At 40.0% G+C, this 16,880-nt stretch carries 15 protein-coding genes; all 15 read right to left on the bottom strand.

Features of this window, described 5'->3' with window-relative positions:
* Positions 1-95 precede the first annotated feature (95 nt).
* The 15 genes from QF028_RS32425 to QF028_RS32355 all read right to left on the bottom strand — a co-directional run bounded on the left by QF028_RS32425 (position 96) and on the right by QF028_RS32355 (position 16,832).
* Positions 96-461 (bottom strand): phage holin family protein, encoded by a 366-nt coding sequence (locus QF028_RS32425; RefSeq protein ID WP_429471908.1) that lies wholly within the window; start codon positions 459-461, stop codon positions 96-98.
* Positions 462-476: 15 nt separating this feature from the next.
* Complete coding sequence (locus QF028_RS32420) at positions 477-1,586, bottom strand: DUF4097 family beta strand repeat-containing protein (RefSeq protein WP_429471906.1); 1,110 nt, start codon at positions 1,584-1,586, stop codon at positions 477-479.
* 40 nt (positions 1,587-1,626) lie between these two features.
* On the bottom strand, positions 1,627-1,941 hold the full coding sequence (locus QF028_RS32415) for a DUF4870 domain-containing protein (RefSeq protein WP_088089577.1): 315 nt from the start codon (positions 1,939-1,941) through the stop codon (positions 1,627-1,629).
* Between the two features lie 317 nt (positions 1,942-2,258).
* Positions 2,259-5,132: an excinuclease ABC subunit UvrA gene (gene uvrA / locus QF028_RS32410; protein WP_429471904.1), complete on the bottom strand. Its 2,874-nt coding sequence runs from the start codon at positions 5,130-5,132 to the stop codon at positions 2,259-2,261.
* Positions 5,133-5,139: 7 nt separating this feature from the next.
* Complete coding sequence (gene uvrB / locus QF028_RS32405; protein WP_429471902.1) at positions 5,140-7,119, bottom strand: excinuclease ABC subunit UvrB; 1,980 nt, start codon at positions 7,117-7,119, stop codon at positions 5,140-5,142.
* 221 nt (positions 7,120-7,340) lie between these two features.
* Positions 7,341-7,580 carry a DUF2198 family protein gene (locus QF028_RS32400; protein WP_429471899.1) on the bottom strand — a complete coding sequence of 80 codons (240 nt, stop codon included), beginning with the start codon at positions 7,578-7,580 and terminating at the stop codon, positions 7,341-7,343.
* A gap of 106 nt (positions 7,581-7,686) precedes the next feature.
* Entirely contained in the window at positions 7,687-9,138 is a 1,452-nt protein-coding gene (gene panF, locus QF028_RS32395) for a sodium/pantothenate symporter (RefSeq protein WP_429471897.1), read from the bottom strand.
* On the bottom strand, positions 9,135-9,419 hold the full coding sequence (locus QF028_RS32390; RefSeq protein ID WP_335402021.1) for a YhdT family protein: 285 nt from the start codon (positions 9,417-9,419) through the stop codon (positions 9,135-9,137). Before QF028_RS32390 ends, panF begins: the two co-directional genes overlap by 4 nt.
* A 213-nt stretch (positions 9,420-9,632) precedes the next feature.
* Complete coding sequence (locus QF028_RS32385) at positions 9,633-10,208, bottom strand: YdhK family protein (RefSeq protein WP_429471894.1); 576 nt, start codon at positions 10,206-10,208, stop codon at positions 9,633-9,635.
* Between the two features lie 79 nt (positions 10,209-10,287).
* Entirely contained in the window at positions 10,288-11,655 is a 1,368-nt protein-coding gene (locus QF028_RS32380; protein ID WP_429471892.1) for a 4Fe-4S binding protein, read from the bottom strand.
* Positions 11,642-12,079: a hypothetical protein gene (locus QF028_RS32375; RefSeq protein WP_429471890.1), complete on the bottom strand. Its 438-nt coding sequence runs from the start codon at positions 12,077-12,079 to the stop codon at positions 11,642-11,644. The genes QF028_RS32380 and QF028_RS32375 overlap by 14 nt, the downstream gene beginning before the upstream one ends.
* A 277-nt stretch (positions 12,080-12,356) precedes the next feature.
* Positions 12,357-14,573: a heavy metal translocating P-type ATPase gene (locus tag QF028_RS32370; RefSeq protein ID WP_429471887.1), complete on the bottom strand. Its 2,217-nt coding sequence runs from the start codon at positions 14,571-14,573 to the stop codon at positions 12,357-12,359.
* Positions 14,574-14,654: 81 nt separating this feature from the next.
* Complete coding sequence (copZ, locus tag QF028_RS32365) at positions 14,655-14,861, bottom strand: copper chaperone CopZ (RefSeq protein WP_410882435.1); 207 nt, start codon at positions 14,859-14,861, stop codon at positions 14,655-14,657.
* 23 nt (positions 14,862-14,884) lie between these two features.
* Positions 14,885-15,235 (bottom strand): metal-sensitive transcriptional regulator, encoded by a 351-nt coding sequence (locus tag QF028_RS32360; RefSeq protein WP_429471885.1) that lies wholly within the window; start codon positions 15,233-15,235, stop codon positions 14,885-14,887.
* Between the two features lie 646 nt (positions 15,236-15,881).
* Positions 15,882-16,832: a cation diffusion facilitator family transporter gene (locus tag QF028_RS32355; RefSeq protein ID WP_429471882.1), complete on the bottom strand. Its 951-nt coding sequence runs from the start codon at positions 16,830-16,832 to the stop codon at positions 15,882-15,884.
* Positions 16,833-16,880: the final 48 nt, after the last annotated feature.

Here is a 16,880-nt window from a genome sequence, read left to right as displayed (position 1 = left end):
TTAATGAATAACCATACTTTCCTGTCTAAAAAATTGATTTGGATATTTTTTTCAAAAAAAAAGAGTGCACACCTATTAGGTGAACACCCTTACCATTAATCCTTCGATTTCCTTGATGGTTGCAGAAGCGTTTTTTGAATAATCAAGTTTACAAGTGACATAAGTACAGCGAAAAAGAATGCCATGCCAAAACTAGAAATCTCAAAGGCGTCACCCATCAAATAGTCCGTCAGTTCAAGCGTAATGGCATTGATGACAAATAGAAACAACCCTAAGGTTAAAACTGTCACTGGCAAAGTAAATAAAACCAGGAGCGGGCGCACCAAAACATTTAATATCGACAATAAAAAGCTTGCCTGAAGTGCGGCACTAAATCCGGTTAATTGAAAACTTTCGTGAAAATAACCCGCAAGTGCCATAAATAAAACCGCATTAATTAAACATCCAATCAGCCATCTCATTTTCGGCTCTCCTAGTTATACATCTTGTGATCTATGAATCGCGATGGAACCAGTTTTTGTGTCAGCATAAATTTTCACCATTTTATCAGGATGATTAATAGATTGGAAGCGGAGCGATTTCTGAATCATCTCGCTTTTCTCCTCCAATATCTGTACACCGACTAGCTGCACATTAAAACCGCCAAGATTGGTCTTAAGCTCCCCATTTACTGGCAACCCTTCAGGGACGAATAGGTCGATCCCGCCAGTGGTCGCTTTTACTTGTATTACTTCCGTTCGGTTACCGCTGATATTATAGCTGATGTTTCCATTAAAGGATTGGGTTTCTACTTTTTTGAAATCACCATCAAGTTTGATTCCCCCGTTTATGGTCTCTGCCTCAAGATCCTCAATTTGACTGTTGATAATCTTGATTTTTCCGTTCGCTGTTTCAACCTCTGCTTTTTTTCCTTTTATCCGTTCGAGGTTTATTTTCCCATTTGCGGTTTTCACCCTTAGGTCAGCTACATTCATTTCTTCCCCTAATATAGTGCCATTAAACATCCTAATGCGCACGCGCTCATACTCAGATTTTGGCACATAAATAACGGATTCAACTTTCATCCACTTTTGCTGTGTCATAAAACGTAATTTCCGATTCTCAACAGAAAAAACGACATCTCTTAAAAAGTTCTGCCGCGCTTGGTCTGAGTTTTCAACCCTAAATACCTTCGCCTGGCATTCAATTCGTACATCCGGCTGGTCCCATGCAGCAATCTTTATGGACCCGTTAGCTACATCAATGTCCATATTTGTCAGGTCGACATCACCTTGGTGGAAAATATGTGAGATTTCGATGGATTGGCCAAAGTTCAAATCAAAATCAAAATCTTTGATTTTTTTCAATGCTGTATCGACAAAATCAAAAATCTTCTCCTTTGTCGATTGGTATTTCGCCTGTAAGGGGTCTTCCTTTTTCGTTTCTTCAAAATTCACAGCTGTCGAGAGTTCATTCACAATTTGCTCTTGCTTCTGCTCCATCGTCTGCTGGGCCTTTTCGAGTTCATCAAGCAATGTTACTGCTTCATCAACGGTCAATTTGCCTTCTTCAACCATTTTTAAGATCCGCTTTTTTTCTTCTTTCATCTTTTCCACCCCAGAATCATAAATTTGTCTCACTTTATGCTTATTCAGAAACTAAGACCTTTACGCCTTTGATAATGTTCCAGATGACGACAACAAGCCAGATAATCAAAAGGACAACCATACTTATAATGGTAAAAGCAGGCACCCTGTCTTGAATAGTGGCGAAATCATAGTAGATACCGAATACAATAAATGGTGTTGGAATGAGTGGAATTAAATGCGATAGTAGTGATTTTTTGGCATGTCTTTTTGTGACTTCATCTCCCGTCGCAATAAACACGATCAGCGGAAAAATAAACCCAGCGAAAAAAATACTAAAATAGCACAAGCTTGAAAGAACCTTTCTCGTTTCCATTTCTGCGCCCAACTCCTTTATCTTTTATTTACGAAATAGGAGAGGAGAAAGTTTCGTATATTTTTAGAAAAAGTGGGTGCCTTCTTGGTTGCGTTTGAATTAGGCAGCTCTTTGGTTTAGATTCCGCCGAATTGACCCGGAATACCGCCAAACTTTAATTTATTCCGCCGGACTCACTATTTATTCCGCGAACTCTCATACTTATTCCGCTGATTCCAGCCGTAATTCCGCCAAACCCACATTTATCCGGAGTTCAGCTCATAAAAAAGAACCGAATTCAGAAGGCATCCCTCCGAATTTCGGCTCTTCATTACTATCTATGCTTTTATGGTACTCTTATCTTCAATTTCCTGTTTCATTCGTAACCGGTCACGTTCAAGAATTGGTTTTAAGTACTTGCCCGTATATGATTCAGGAACTTCGGCTATCTTTTCTGGTGTTCCGATTGCCACAATCGTTCCGCCCTTGTCGCCGCCCTCAGGTCCAAGATCGACAAGGTAATCGGCTGCCTTAATGACATCGAGATTATGCTCAATCACTAACACAGTATCGCCATTATCAACCAATCGCTGCAGCACAACGAGTAAGCGTGAAATGTCATCGACATGAAGACCTGTTGTCGGCTCATCTAAAATGTAAAAGGATTTCCCTTGCGAGCGACGGTGCAGTTCAGAAGCGAGCTTGACGCGCTGCGCTTCTCCTCCAGATAAAGTTGTCGCCGGCTGCCCTAATTTAATGTATCCGAGGCCAACATCATAAATGGTTTGCAGCTTGCGGCTGATTTTTGGAATATTTTCAAAAAATTCAACTCCCGTCTCCACGGTCATATCCAGGATATCTGAAATGTTTTTTCCTTTGTACTTTACTTCTAAGGTTTCGCGATTATATCGCTTGCCGTGGCAGACTTCGCAAGGTACATACACATCGGGTAAAAAGTGCATTTCAATTTTGATAATCCCATCACCGCGGCACGCCTCGCAGCGTCCTCCCTTCACATTAAAGCTGAAGCGGCCTTTTTTATAACCACGGACCTTCGCTTCGTTTGTGTTCGAAAACACATCACGGACGTCATCGAAAACCCCAGTATAGGTGGCAGGATTCGAGCGCGGTGTTCGGCCGATTGGCGACTGATCAATATCGATGACTTTTTCTAAATACTCAATTCCTTTAATGCTTTTATGTTCACCAGGTTTTGTTTTTGCACGGTGCAGCTTTTGTGAAAGTGATTTATGGAGGATCTCGTTGATAAGGGTACTTTTCCCCGACCCCGATACACCAGTTACTGCAATAAACATACCAAGCGGCAGCTTCACATTGACATTTTTTAAGTTATTTTCGGAAGCCCCTTTGATTTCAATAAAGCGACCATCCGGTTTGCGGCGCTCAAGTGGCAGCGGAATAAACTTCTTCCCTGATAGATATTGACCTGTCAGTGAATTCGGGTCAGCCATCACCTCAGCAGGTGTACCAGCCGAGACGATTTCACCGCCATGCACCCCGGCACCTGGGCCGATATCAATCAAATAATCGGCAGCAAGCATGGTGTCCTCATCATGCTCGACGACAATCAAGGTGTTGCCGATATCGCGCATGTTTTGCAATGCCCCGATTAAGCGGTCATTATCCCGCTGATGCAGTCCGATTGACGGTTCATCCAAGATATATAGGACACCCGTTAAACGCGAACCGATTTGTGTGGCCAAGCGAATCCGCTGGGCTTCCCCGCCTGAAAGCGTACCAGCTGTCCGGCTCAGTGTTAAATAATCGAGACCGACATTAATTAAGAAACCTAGCCGTTCACTAATTTCACGGAAAATCAATTTGGCAATTTGCATTTCTTTTTCTGAAAGGTCTAATTCTGCAAAAAATTGATTTGCTTCTTCAATCGAAAGGTCGGTAACATGGGCAATATGCCGGCCATTAATTAGGACAGCCAAAGTTTCTTTTTTCAAACGGTAGCCTTTACAGGTTGGACATGCCTGCTCGCCCATATATTTTTCCATTTGCTCCCGGATGTAATCAGAGCTGGTCTCTTTGTACCGGCGCTCAACATTACGGATGACACCTTCAAATTCTATATTGCCCTCACGAATCTGGCCAAAATCATTTTCATAGCGGAAATAAATCTTTTCACGCCCGCCCCCATAGAGGACTTTTTCCAATAGGTGTTCAGGGATTTCCTTAACAGGGGTATTCATATCCACTCCGAAATGATTGCATACGGCCTCAAGCAACTGCGGATAATATTGAGAACTTGTTGGCTCCCACGGGGCAATAGCATGCTCTTTTAGTGTCAAATCACGATTAGGAATGACCAAATCGAGATCGACTTCAAGCTTGGAGCCAAGTCCATCACATTCTGGGCAGGCGCCAAACGGACTGTTGAAGGAAAACATCCGCGGTTCTAGTTCTCCAATTGAAAAACCACAGTGCGGACAGGCATGATTTTCACTAAATAACAGTTCTTCTTGTCCGATTACGTCAACAATAACCTTACCTTCGCCCAGTTTCAGTGCGGTCTCGAGTGAATCGGCAATCCTTGCCGACACCCCTTCCTTGACAACGATCCGGTCGATAATAACCTCAATCGAATGCTTTTTGTTTTTTTCAAGTCCGATGTCATCACCAAGGTCAATCATTTCCCCATCCACACGGACACGGACAAATCCTTGTTTCTTGATATCCTCGAACACCTTCACATGTGATCCTTTACGGCCTGAAATAACTGGGGCTAGGATTTGCATTTTGGTCCGTTCCGGGTATTCTAAAATTCGGTCGACCATCTGCTCAATCGTTTGCGAGGAAATTTCAATTCCATGAATCGGACAGGTTGGGTGCCCGACCCTTGCAAATAATAATCGTAAATAATCATAGATTTCTGTCACCGTACCGACCGTTGAACGAGGGTTCCGGCTTGTTGTTTTTTGATCGATGGAAATGGCCGGGGAGAGACCCTCAATCGCATCCACATCCGGTTTATCTAACTGGCCAAGGAATTGCCGCGCATAGGCAGACAGGGATTCGACATAGCGCCTCTGCCCTTCTGCATAAATCGTATCAAAGGCAAGCGAGGACTTTCCTGAGCCGGAAAGTCCTGTCAGTACAACAAGCTTATCTCTCGGAATGGTGACATCTATATTTTTCAAATTGTGGGCTCTGGCGCCTTTCACAATCAGTTTTTCCATTGCCATTGTAACGTCATCCTTCCGCCTTAAGTTCCAATATTAAATCACGAAGCTCAGCGGCCCGTTCAAAATTAAGCGCCTTTGCTTCGACTTTCATTTCTTTTTCCATCGTGGCAATTAGTTTTTCTTTTTCTTTCTTCGACATCTTACTGAACGATGCCGCTGGTTTGTAATCTTCCTGATCTTCCGCTGCATGGGTGGCACGGATGACATCGCGAATATCCTTCTGAATCGTCATTGGCGTGATTCCATGCTTGCGATTATATTCTTCCTGAATGGCACGACGGCGTTTCGTTTCACTTATCGCTAATTCCATTGAGTTCGTGATTTTGTCTGCATACATGATTACATGTCCATGGGCATTCCGGGCGGCACGGCCAATCGTTTGGATTAACGACCGTTCGGAACGAAGGAAGCCTTCCTTGTCGGCATCTAGAATCGCGATGAGCGAAACTTCTGGTATATCTAATCCTTCTCGGAGCAGGTTAATTCCGATGAGAACGTCATATTTGCCGAGACGCAGTTCTCGGATAATTTCAATCCGTTCGAGTGTCTTAACCTCCGAATGTAAATATTGAACTTTGATACCGATTTCCTTTAGATAATCGGTTAGGTCCTCGGACATTTTTTTCGTCAAAGTGGTAACCAGGACACGTTCATTTTTCCTAACCCGTTCGTGAATTTCACCAATCAAGTCATCGATTTGCCCCTCAATTGGACGGACCTCAAGTGTTGGATCCAAAAGTCCTGTCGGGCGGATAATCTGCGAAACCATTTCCGGCGTATGCTCAAGCTCGTATGGTCCAGGTGTAGCCGAAACAAAAATGATATTCTGGATATGCTTTTCGAACTCATCAAACATTAACGGCCGGTTATCAAGCGCTGATGGCAGACGGAAGCCATGATCAACAAGCACTTGTTTCCGCGCTTTATCCCCATTAAACATCCCTCTCACTTGCGGCAAGGTAACATGCGACTCATCAATCACCATCAAAAAGTCCTTTGGAAAATAATCAAGCAGTGTATAAGGTGTCGAGCCCGCATCCCTTAAGGTTAAATGGCGCGAGTAATTTTCAATCCCTGAGCAAAAACCCATTTCACGCATCATTTCCAGGTCATAGCGCGTCCGCTGTTCAAGTCGCTGAGCTTCGAGTAATTTATTATCATCTCGCAGTTCTTCCAGACGAACTTCCAGTTCTTTTTCAATATTTTCAATCGCTATTTTCAGCTTTTCTTCCCTTGTAACGAAGTGGGATGCTGGAAAAATCGCTACATGTTCTCGTTCCCCAATGATTTCTCCGGTTAATGCATCGACCTCTCGAATCCGATCAATTTCATCACCAAAAAACTCGACACGCATGCAGTGCTCATCACGAGAAACAGGGAAAATCTCAACAACATCGCCACGGACACGGAAAGTTCCGCGCTTGAAATCGATATCGTTTCGGTCGTATTGGATATCGACTAATCGGCGCAATAGTTGATTGCGTTCCACTTCCATTCCCGTTCTAAGCGATAACACCATTTCACTATATTCTTCAGGAGAACCTAATCCATAAATACAAGAAACAGAGGCAATCACAATCACATCTTTCCGTTCGAATAGGGAAGATGTCGCTGAGTGCCGCAGTTTATCAATTTCATCGTTGATACTAGCATCTTTTTCAATGAAGGTATCGGTCTGTGGGACGTAAGCCTCTGGCTGAAAGTAATCATAATAGCTGACAAAATACTCGACTGCGTTGTTTGGGAAAAATTCTTTAAACTCACTGTAAAGCTGTCCAGCTAGTGTTTTGTTGTGGGCGATGACAAGGGTAGGTTTATTTACTTCTTTAATCACGTTGGAAATCGTAAATGTTTTACCCGTACCTGTAGCGCCAAGCAGCGTCTGCTGGCGTTTATTGTTTCGAATACCCTCGACTAATTGTCTGATTGCCTCTGGCTGATCCCCTTGTGGCGAGTACTTTGAAACTAATTCAAATTGGTCCTTCACAAATATTCCCCCTCCCGAAATATCAATCACTTTTCAGCATATGTACCTTGTTAATGGACCGGGATGGTTGCTTTCAAGTGTATCCACTAAAATTCATATTAACATTTTACCACATTCCCCTAAAAACAAACCAATAATATGCGAACGAATATTCGTTTTTTTAAATTTCAACACAAAAAGCCTGCCATTTTCCTGACAGACTCACTAAAACTTCGAATGTATTAACTCTTATTAATGGCTCTCTGCTTCATTTTTTCTGCCATCCAAAACCCTGCTGTTAACGAGAAGGCATCCACTACGATGAGCACAAATGTGTTGGTATACCCTTTATATACTGAAGTAGCAATCAGGGCAACGGTTAAAACTAGCCCGATGACCCGGTTGTAAGTAACCCTTGTAAAAAGCAGGACCAGCAACCCCGGAAGAATAAGTGCTGACAAATATCGAATAACGGTTTCCAATGAGTACACCTCATTCATACATTAATTTCTGTTAATTCATTCTAGAAATTATTGCACATAATTGCAACAAAAATGATAGATGAACTGCCTTTCGAAGCACCTTAGCTTATTTTTCCATTCTAACGTTGATCGTACCTTCGTTTTGCTGTGTAAATAAACTAGTTACCACGAATCCCAGGAGAGAAAGCAGAATAGGGAGGACCACCGTATGAAACCCAAATGCATTTGGATAAAATTGATCTAATAAAATATAAGAACCCATCCCTAAAACCATCGAAGTAATTGCCCCGTATTTATTGCCCTTACTCCAATATAGTCCTAAAATAACCGGCCAAATAAAGACCGACTCGAGTCCCCCAAAAGAAAACAGATTCAGCCAAACGATTAAATCAGGTGGACTTAACGAGAACAGAATGACCACAATTCCAATAATCGCCGTCACGCTGAAACTAACCTTTTTCACAAGGTCGTTCCCTGCATCCGGCTTGATGTAATTTAAATAGACATCTTTTACTAGTGCAGAGCTAACTAGAATTAAAAGAGCGTCCACCGTCGACATAATGGCTGCCATCGGTGCAGCGAGAACGATACCCGCAGCATAGGGCGGCAGTACTTTCATTGATAACAAAGGCATAACAGTATCACCGATTTTCACACCTGGTAGAACAGGTCTTGCAAACACGCCAATGAGATGCATACCCAGCATGATAAAACCGACGACAATGGTTCCAATAATAATCGCATTATGCATCGCCTTCGAATTTTTATAAGACATCGCTCGGACAGCAATTTGCGGCAAGCCGACGACGCCAATCCCTACTAAAATCCAAAAGGAGGAAACAAAGGATGGCGTTAAACTACGTTCTGCACCATAGGGACTGATTAAATTAGGATTTTCCGTTGCTAAATCTGAGATGATCTTCGGGATTCCTCCACCTGCTTTAATTGTAGCGATTAACAGGATTAACGTTCCCCCAAACATGACCACACCTTGGATGGTGTCTGTGATCGCAACCGCACGAAAGCCGCCGACAATAACAAAGACGAGGACGGAAAAAGCAAAGATTAATAAAGCAGTCGTATATGGCAAGCCTGTTAAACTTTCTACCAAACGTGCTCCGCCAATCCATTGGGCGGTCATCGATGAAAACAGAAAGATGATAATACTTGCGGCTGAGAATAACACGACCGCTTTACTTTTATAGCGCTCTTTTAGAAAGTCAATTAAGGTGATTGCCTTGTACTGACGGGATATAATCGCAAATTTCTTCCCCAATACCATTAACGTAAAATAACCGGTTGCTAATTGGGCCATGGCAAGCAGGACCCAGCCTAATCCTTGCGTATAAGCAACCCCGGGCCCTCCGATAAAGCTGCTGGCACTTCCATACGTCGCAACCATCGTCATCGCCAGGATGAATCCGCCCATTTGACGTTCTCCTAAAAAGTACTCCTCCAAGAAAGAATTGGATTTAATAACAAATTTGTTTGACCACATCCCAACAGCGAAGATAATCAATAAGAATATAAGTAATGGTGTAATGACGGCCCAGTTCACTTGTTTTCCCCCTCTTCCACTTCAAAGGGAACATCCTTGAATAAAACTCTTACGGCAAAAATAACGAGTATAACCATAACAATAAAGCCAAGAATACAGCTGTAAAAAAACCATGCTGGCAAACCATATATGTACGAATATTGTTCTACTTTGGCCGAACCAAGCCCATAGGCAAAACCGTACCACCAGATAAAATTAATCAAAACAAGAATAATTCCAATTAGGGCTTCTCTGTGAGCGATCTTGAAACGCTTGTCCAGTGGATTGCTGCTTTTTTTCATTTGATTCCTCCTGGGTGAAAATTCTCTCTAACATCATCAAGTTATTTTAACCAATAATGAAAAAATATCCAATTTAAAACTATTTTCCTCCATTAACTATTCATAATATCAACACCAAATCTCCCTTATTTCTGCAAATAAACTTATTCATAGTTTGTAGACAAAAGGCAACAGAATGAGCTCATTCTGTTGCCTTTTGTCTAATTCTAACCTTTATTTGGTTGAAAGTTCACTTTCTGTTACCCATTTATGATTTTTCACTTTTTCTCCCCCAGCAGCCGGAGTGTAATCAATCATATATACTGTTGTTTGTTCGGCCGAATCAATTGTCCCAGTTGCACCCTTCATACCTTCCATGTGGTCAGCTTCTATGGTAACTTCGGTTCCGGGTTTTAATGTTTCACTACCAGCATTCTTAATTTCTTCTTGAATAACCCATTCATGGTTCTTCACTTTTTCTCCACCTGTTGTTGGAGTATAGGAAACCGCGTAGGCTGTTGTATCATATGCACCCACAATTGTTGCTTTAGCACCGTTCATACCTTCCATATGGGCAGCTTGGATAATAGCTTGACTTCCAGTTTTATAGGTTGGATTCTCTTTCTCCATTAAACCTTTCGGAATTTGACCTGAACTAGAATGCTCCATATGATCCATATTCATACTTTTATGGTCCATATTTTTATTATTTTCATCATCACTTTTCTGATCACTGTTGCTCGCACAAGCAGATAACAAAAATATTAATACAAAAGAAACAAATCCTACTACCAATCTTTTACTCTTCATGATTACCTCCTAGAAATCTTATTTCTAAAGTATTCTACATCTAAAGTTTGCAGAAATTATGAAGAATTACCTTCTTTAATTAAACTCTGTGCATCATAGGTAGAGAGAATAAATAAATATTAGTGATCGCAAGAACAGTCATGAGTACGTAGTAAGGAAGCATGGCCTTAAATGCTGTCTTTTTGCCTTTTCCCATTCTGTACACAACATAACAAGTGCCTGCCAATCCAATTAAGATTACAATATATTGAATCATTTGTACGGTTGGTGTGGAAGCGAGACTTAAACTCGCTGGATTGGAATTGACCCCAAATAATCTGATCGAATTAAACCAAACGGCCTTTCCTTCAGTGAAGATATGGAACAGGTTATGAGCCAGATGTCCAGCAAGATCTAAAGGAATAATCGCATAACCAAAACGTGTAAAGTTCTTTTTGAGTGTGCCTTCCATTCCAAGGAAAGAAGCAATTCTTGCAGTGCCTAACAATAATAGGATTGGTAATGCCATGGCAATGATAAAGGCGATCGTAAAGTTAACAACATAGCTTGTAGTACCAGTAACAGATCCAATAGCAGTTAAAATTTTCTGCCAAGGTTCAAGCATCGTAATATTTTGTACAAACACGATTCCCATAATAACAGCAGCTAGAGAAGCATGCTCAAGCTTTGGATTTTTTAAGCTCCATAACTCTTTCGTTGGAACTCTTGTTGTAATTTTAACAGAATTATTTGGACAGTTTTTCACACAGTTCCCGCAAATATTACATTCTGCACTAGATTCCATTGTCCGTGGAAATTGGAACATTGGACATCCTTCAACACCCTCAGTTCCTTTATAACAGGATTGCACTTTACAGGGTTTACAAACATCAGGTGTTGCCTGAACTTTTAAAGCTCCAGAGCGTGAATAGTTTCCAGCAAGACCGCCAAGGAAACAAAGCGTCTTACAGAAGGTTCTTCTTTCATAAAAAACGGAGGTGGCTACAACCATTGTGACAAGTAAAAGCAATAAGTAACCTGAACCTCTTGGTGACTCGACAATTCCCCACACATGGTCACTATAAGTAATCATTATAAAGAATAAATCAATCAACCAAATTCCATATTTTTTTAAAAACTTAGGCATTGGTCGCTTGCTGCCAACAAGTTTCCGGACAATATCACTTAATTTACCGAACGGACAGATGGCACACCAGAAGCGGCCAGTTACTAAAAATAGAACGGGTATAATCGGCCACCATAACACCCATGTCATCGTGGTACCAAAGTTTTTACTTGGATCAACAGTTCCCATTACTAATTCATAAACAATAATGGAAAATACAAAGATAACGATCCATTGAAAGATTCCAGGATACCATTTGCTTTTAACAAATTTCTTCACAACTGGTATAGATTGAAGATCAAAAGATTCCTTTTCAGGTAAGTTTTTCTCAGGCATTGCCATTGTTTAAATCCCCCTTTCTTCTAAACCATTTATTCCAAACACCTATTAAGATAAATGATAGATTTACTGCTCCAAAGGTACCTAACACTTTATAATTTGGCGGTACTTCAACCACTGCTGCATGATGATCGTGAGCTTCTCCACCGCTACCTTCCATGTCTGTTCCACTGTCATGATTCATTCCTTCCATGTCCGTTCCACTGTCATGGTTCATTCCTTCCATGTCCGTTCCGCTGTCATGGTACATTCCTTCCATGTCATCACCCTCACTGGATGCATCTTGACTCTTTGTACCACTATTTTTGAGGTTCTCTGTTGCTTGTTTAATGTTTGGGCTATGAGAATGCCCCTCATCTGCTAAAGCCCTTACATCGAATGAGAAAATAAATACTAATGTAAAAATAAGTAAATATAGTTTTTTCAATTTTTCCACCTCCAGAAAGTTAATTATGGATCTCATGTTCATATGTATAATGTACTGGGGAAATTTGCAGTTTCTATGCATTTTTGTTGGAAATAATATGGCATATAGACTTTCTATTCATTTGTTCATATAATTGTAAAATCTGACCTCTATTTTTTAAATTTAGAATTAAATTACACTTTGACTTTAATCCAAACAAAAAAGAAGAACCGATGCGGCTCTTCTTTATTTCTATGATTATACATATTGTAAAGTAACCTTCACATAATGCTCACCTCTACATTTTAACTTTTTGCAAACGTAATGCATTGAGAACAACAGATACTGAACTGAATGCCATTGCTGCACCTGCAAGCCATGGCGCAAGGAATCCAAGAGCAGCGACCGGGATACCAAGTGTATTATAAGCAAGAGCCCAAAAAAGGTTTTGCTTAATATTACCGATTGTTTTTTTACTCATGAAAATGGCATCTGCGATACTATTTAAATCCCCGCGAATAAGAGTTATATCAGCCGCTTCCATTGCCACATCTGTTCCGGTTCCAATGGCCATTCCAATATCTGCCACTGCAAGGGCTGGTGCGTCATTGATTCCATCTCCGACCATTGCCACTTTATTTCCCAGTACCTGTAATTTCTTTATTTCATCTGCCTTACCTTCAGGAAGGACCTCAGCAATCACATGGTCGATCCCCACTTGAGCTGCAATGGCTTTTGCAGTCTGTTGGTTATCACCTGTAATCATAATTACTTCAATTCCCAAATTCTTAAGTCGACTAATAGCAGTTTTAGATGTCTCTTTAATAGTATCTGCCACAGCCACCATACCTGCAAATTGGCCATCTATAGCAGCAAGCATAGCTGTTTTCCCAACCATTTCTAATGCATTCATCTGATCATAGGCGTTTTCGACAGGTACGTTAAACATATTCATTAACTTCCTTGTTCCAACTAACAGCTCTTTTCCATCCACTTTAGCTTTTATACCAAATCCAGGGATGGCTTCAAATTTCGTTACATCCTTTAAAGATATACCTTTTTCTTTTATTCCTTGAACGATTGCTTGTGCTAGTGGATGCTCTGATTGTTTTTCAGCTGAACCAACCAGTGATAGGAATTCTTCTTCTATTAAATTTTGATCTGTGAAAACATCTGTTAATACTGGAGTGCCGTTTGTAACTGTGCCGGTTTTATCTAAAACAACAGTAGAAATTTTATGCGTCATTTCTAAATGTTCTCCGCCTTTAAACAGAATTCCGTATTCAGCAGCACGGCCTGAACCTGCCATGATGGAAGTTGGCGTTGCCAATCCCAATGCACACGGACAGGCTATAACAAGGACTGCTATCATTTTCTCAAGTGCATTCGCAAAATCACCAGGTGTTACCCATACATACCAAACGATAAACGCGAAAAGGGCAAGCGTAACAACAATAGGGACAAACACTCCAGAAATCTGGTCAGCAAGGCGTTGAATAGGAGCCTTGGAACCTTGTGCTTCTTCCACTACTTTAATAATTTGAGATAAAGCCGTATCCCTACCTACTTTTGTTGCTTCCACTTTTAAAAATCCATTTTTATTGATCGTTGCTCCTATTACTTCATCACCTATCTTTTTATCAACCGGGACACTTTCACCTGTCAGCATCGACTCATCAATAGCTGAGCTACCCTCAACAATTTTACCATCTACTGGAATTTTCTCGCCAGGCTTGATATGCAGAATGTCGCTAACGATCACTTCTTCAATTGGTACTTCCTGTTCCACTCCTGCTCTTTCAATGGTTGCTGTCTTTGCTTGAAGACCCATTAGTTTCTTAATCGCTTCAGATGAACGCCCTTTTGCTTTTGCTTCAAAAAGCTTCCCAAGAATAATTAACGTAATAAGAATGGAACTCGTTTCATAATAAAGTTCTACTGAATGGGCCATACTTCCGATTGAAAGCAGCGATAGATACAAACTATAAAAATATGCAGCTGATGTACCTAAAGCAACAAGAACATCCATATTAGCACTCTTATTTTTCAACGCTTTATAAGCTCCAACATAAAATTGTTTTCCGATAAAAAACTGCACCGGAGTAGCCAAAGCAAACTGCACCCACGGATTCATAAACATTTTTGGAACCCAAATAAAAGAGGTAAAGGAAAAGTGTCCAACCATTGCCCATAATAGTGGGAAAGAAAGGATCGCTGAAAAAATAAATTTTCCAGTTTGTTTATCAATTTCCTTTTGACGATAATCACTTGTGTCTATTTCATCTTCCTTAATATGAGCACCATAACCAAGGCTTTCCACCTTTTTAATGATATCGCCTGAAGAGAGTTCCGCACTTTTATATTCCACTGTTGCTTTTTCCAGTGCCAAATTCACATTTGCTTTCACTACCCCATCTAACTTATTTAGACCTTTTTCGATTCGAGTAGCACAAGCCGCACAGGTCATTCCGGTTATGTCAAATTCGTTTTTTTCATTTACAACATTTTGACTCATAAATGCCAACTCCTTATACCCTATATAGGTATATTTTTTTGTAAAAAGAACGTGCTATCAGCTAGCACGTCTTTTCACTATTTATTTCACATCGTACCCCTGGTCATCGATGGTCTCCTTAATCTTTTCTAATGAAACCTCTTGGTTATTAAACTCAACATCTACTTTAGCTGCTTTTAAATCAACTTTTACAGAGCTAACACCTTTAAGTGCACCGACACTTCCTTCTACCGCTTTCACACAATGACCGCATGACATTCCTTGAACATTCAATATTACCTTTTCCATTTTAAAACTCCCTTTCATATTAATTATTTTTTTATAAGCCTTTGAATAGTGGTTATTAACTCATCAACAACTTCATGGTCACCCTCTTGAATTCTCTCGACCACACAACTTTTCATATGGCCTTCCAAAAGTACTTTAGCAACGCTGTTTAAAGCTGCTTGAGTAGCTGCAATCTGAGTAATGACATCATCACAATACGTATCTTTTTCAATCAAACCTTTTATGCCACGAATCTGTCCCTCGATACGGTTTAATCTTGTGACAAGATTTTGTTTTGTTTTATCTGAATGATGGCTTTTTCGCCCAGATGTTAAAGTATCACAATGTTCACTACTATGATGAGGTTTAAGGTTAACAGGATCGTGATTATTCATTATCACCCCTCCTTCAACTTAATATTACCATACCCCCCTACCCTATGTAAATAATCAATTTTGCAGTCTTTATATTTTTTCTTAGGTAAAATAAATTTGTAAAAATAGTAAATTTTTTTATGCAAGTATTAACTTCCTTAATTAATAAATCTTACAAAACAAAAAAACAACGATTCTCATTCGTTGTTTTTTTGTTTTGAGACAATACGACAGGCATTAAGGTGACAAAGAATAGTAGAAACATAGTCGGACAGAATGCTAGTGAAAAACTAAATCCTAACATAAAAGAACCGAATGGATTTTCACTCTTGTATTCTTTTGATCCCTTTAATAAATTTAATGTTCCTTTTAATTTTATAAAACCCAACATAAACAACCCAACGATAATTAATAATGGGCCCATAATCTTCCGAAGCCACGGAAAATATAACGTAAGATTTTGATTTAATCACCTTAAATCAATAGTTGATACACAAAAGCTTAACATAAAGTGATGCAGAAATTATGGAGAATAACTAACCTCTATAACTTTATTAAATTTCTCTTACTTAATCGTTAGAGTACATTTATACATACCCATCCAAACCATCATTTTTATGTCTAAAACAGCAACTCCTAAAAAGAAACAACTGTTTTGTCTTAGTGGTTATATCGTACCTTCAGGTTGCAAGGAACAACTATAAGTTCCTTTTTCAATTTGAATAGTGGCATGTTCAATACCGAATTGGTCATGCAATTCCTTTGTTAATTTTTGAAGCAGCTCATCATTATCATCTATTTCAGATCGAATTATATGAACGGTTAAAGCAGCCTCTGTCGTACTCATTCCCCAAACATGCAGGTCATGAATTTCCAAAATCGTTGGTAAACCACTTAAGTAATCCTTAATTTTATTAATATCAATGCCTTCTGGTACAGCATCCAATGACAAATTAATGGATTCCTTTAATAATCCCCACGTACCAAATAAAATGACAATTGAAATTAAAAGACTTACTAGAGGGTCAAGCCATTGCCATCCTGACCAAAGAATAATAAGCCCTGCAATCACTACCCCAAGTGAAACTAAGGCATCCGCAGCCATGTGCATGAAAGCCCCACGGATATTTAAATCGTTTTTTCGTCCTGACATAAAAAGTAAAGCTGTAAGAGTGTTAATCACAATACCAATGATTGCTACGATGATAACAGTTTTTCCTGCAACTGGTTCTGGAGAAGAAAATCGTTGGATAGCCTCCCAAGCAATAGCACCAATTGCTACTAATAAAAAAACAGCATTGAATAGCGCAGCTAAGATGGAACTTCTTTTATATCCATAAGTCCGCTTTTTAGTAGGTGCTTTTTTTCCTAACCAAACGGCAATCCAAGCAATAATTAAACCTAAAACGTCACTTATGTTATGTCCTGCATCCGCAAGCAGTGCTAAAGAATCCCCTAGGATACCGTATATAATTTCAACAATAATAAAAATGGTATTTAAAATAATCCCAAATCCAAATGCAAAGCCATAATTGGCTGGTGGATGACTATGGCTATGTCCATGACCGTGACTGTGACTGTGCCCATGGTTATGACCATGGCTATGATTATGTCCCATTCCTATCTCTCCTACTTAAATTTAATTATGACAAGCATGCTCAATTGC

This window comes from Neobacillus sp. B4I6 (assembly GCF_050434045.1).
GTDB lineage: Bacteria > Bacillota > Bacilli > Bacillales > Cytobacillaceae > Neobacillus.
The sequence above is the reverse complement of the archived record's forward strand: the minus strand, read 5'-3'. Positions and strand labels throughout refer to the sequence as shown.

Coding starts and splice junctions, on each gene's coding strand:
- QF028_RS32425 (WP_429471908.1), bottom strand. CDS start 461: ATGAGATGGCTGATTGGATGTTTAATTAATGCGGTTTTATTTATGGCA.
- QF028_RS32420 (WP_429471906.1), bottom strand. CDS start 1,586: ATGAAAGAAGAAAAAAAGCGGATCTTAAAAATGGTTGAAGAAGGCAAA.
- QF028_RS32415 (WP_088089577.1), bottom strand. CDS start 1,941: ATGGAAACGAGAAAGGTTCTTTCAAGCTTGTGCTATTTTAGTATTTTT.
- uvrA (WP_429471904.1), bottom strand. CDS start 5,132: ATGGCAATGGAAAAACTGATTGTGAAAGGCGCCAGAGCCCACAATTTG.
- QF028_RS32390 (WP_335402021.1), bottom strand. CDS start 9,419: ATGAAAAAAAGCAGCAATCCACTGGACAAGCGTTTCAAGATCGCTCAC.
- QF028_RS32385 (WP_429471894.1), bottom strand. CDS start 10,208: ATGAAGAGTAAAAGATTGGTAGTAGGATTTGTTTCTTTTGTATTAATA.
- QF028_RS32380 (WP_429471892.1), bottom strand. CDS start 11,655: ATGGCAATGCCTGAGAAAAACTTACCTGAAAAGGAATCTTTTGATCTT.
- QF028_RS32370 (WP_429471887.1), bottom strand. CDS start 14,573: ATGAGTCAAAATGTTGTAAATGAAAAAAACGAATTTGACATAACCGGA.
- copZ (WP_410882435.1), bottom strand. CDS start 14,861: ATGGAAAAGGTAATATTGAATGTTCAAGGAATGTCATGCGGTCATTGT.
- QF028_RS32360 (WP_429471885.1), bottom strand. CDS start 15,235: ATGAATAATCACGATCCTGTTAACCTTAAACCTCATCATAGTAGTGAA.
- QF028_RS32355 (WP_429471882.1), bottom strand. CDS start 16,832: ATGGGACATAATCATAGCCATGGTCATAACCATGGGCACAGTCACAGT.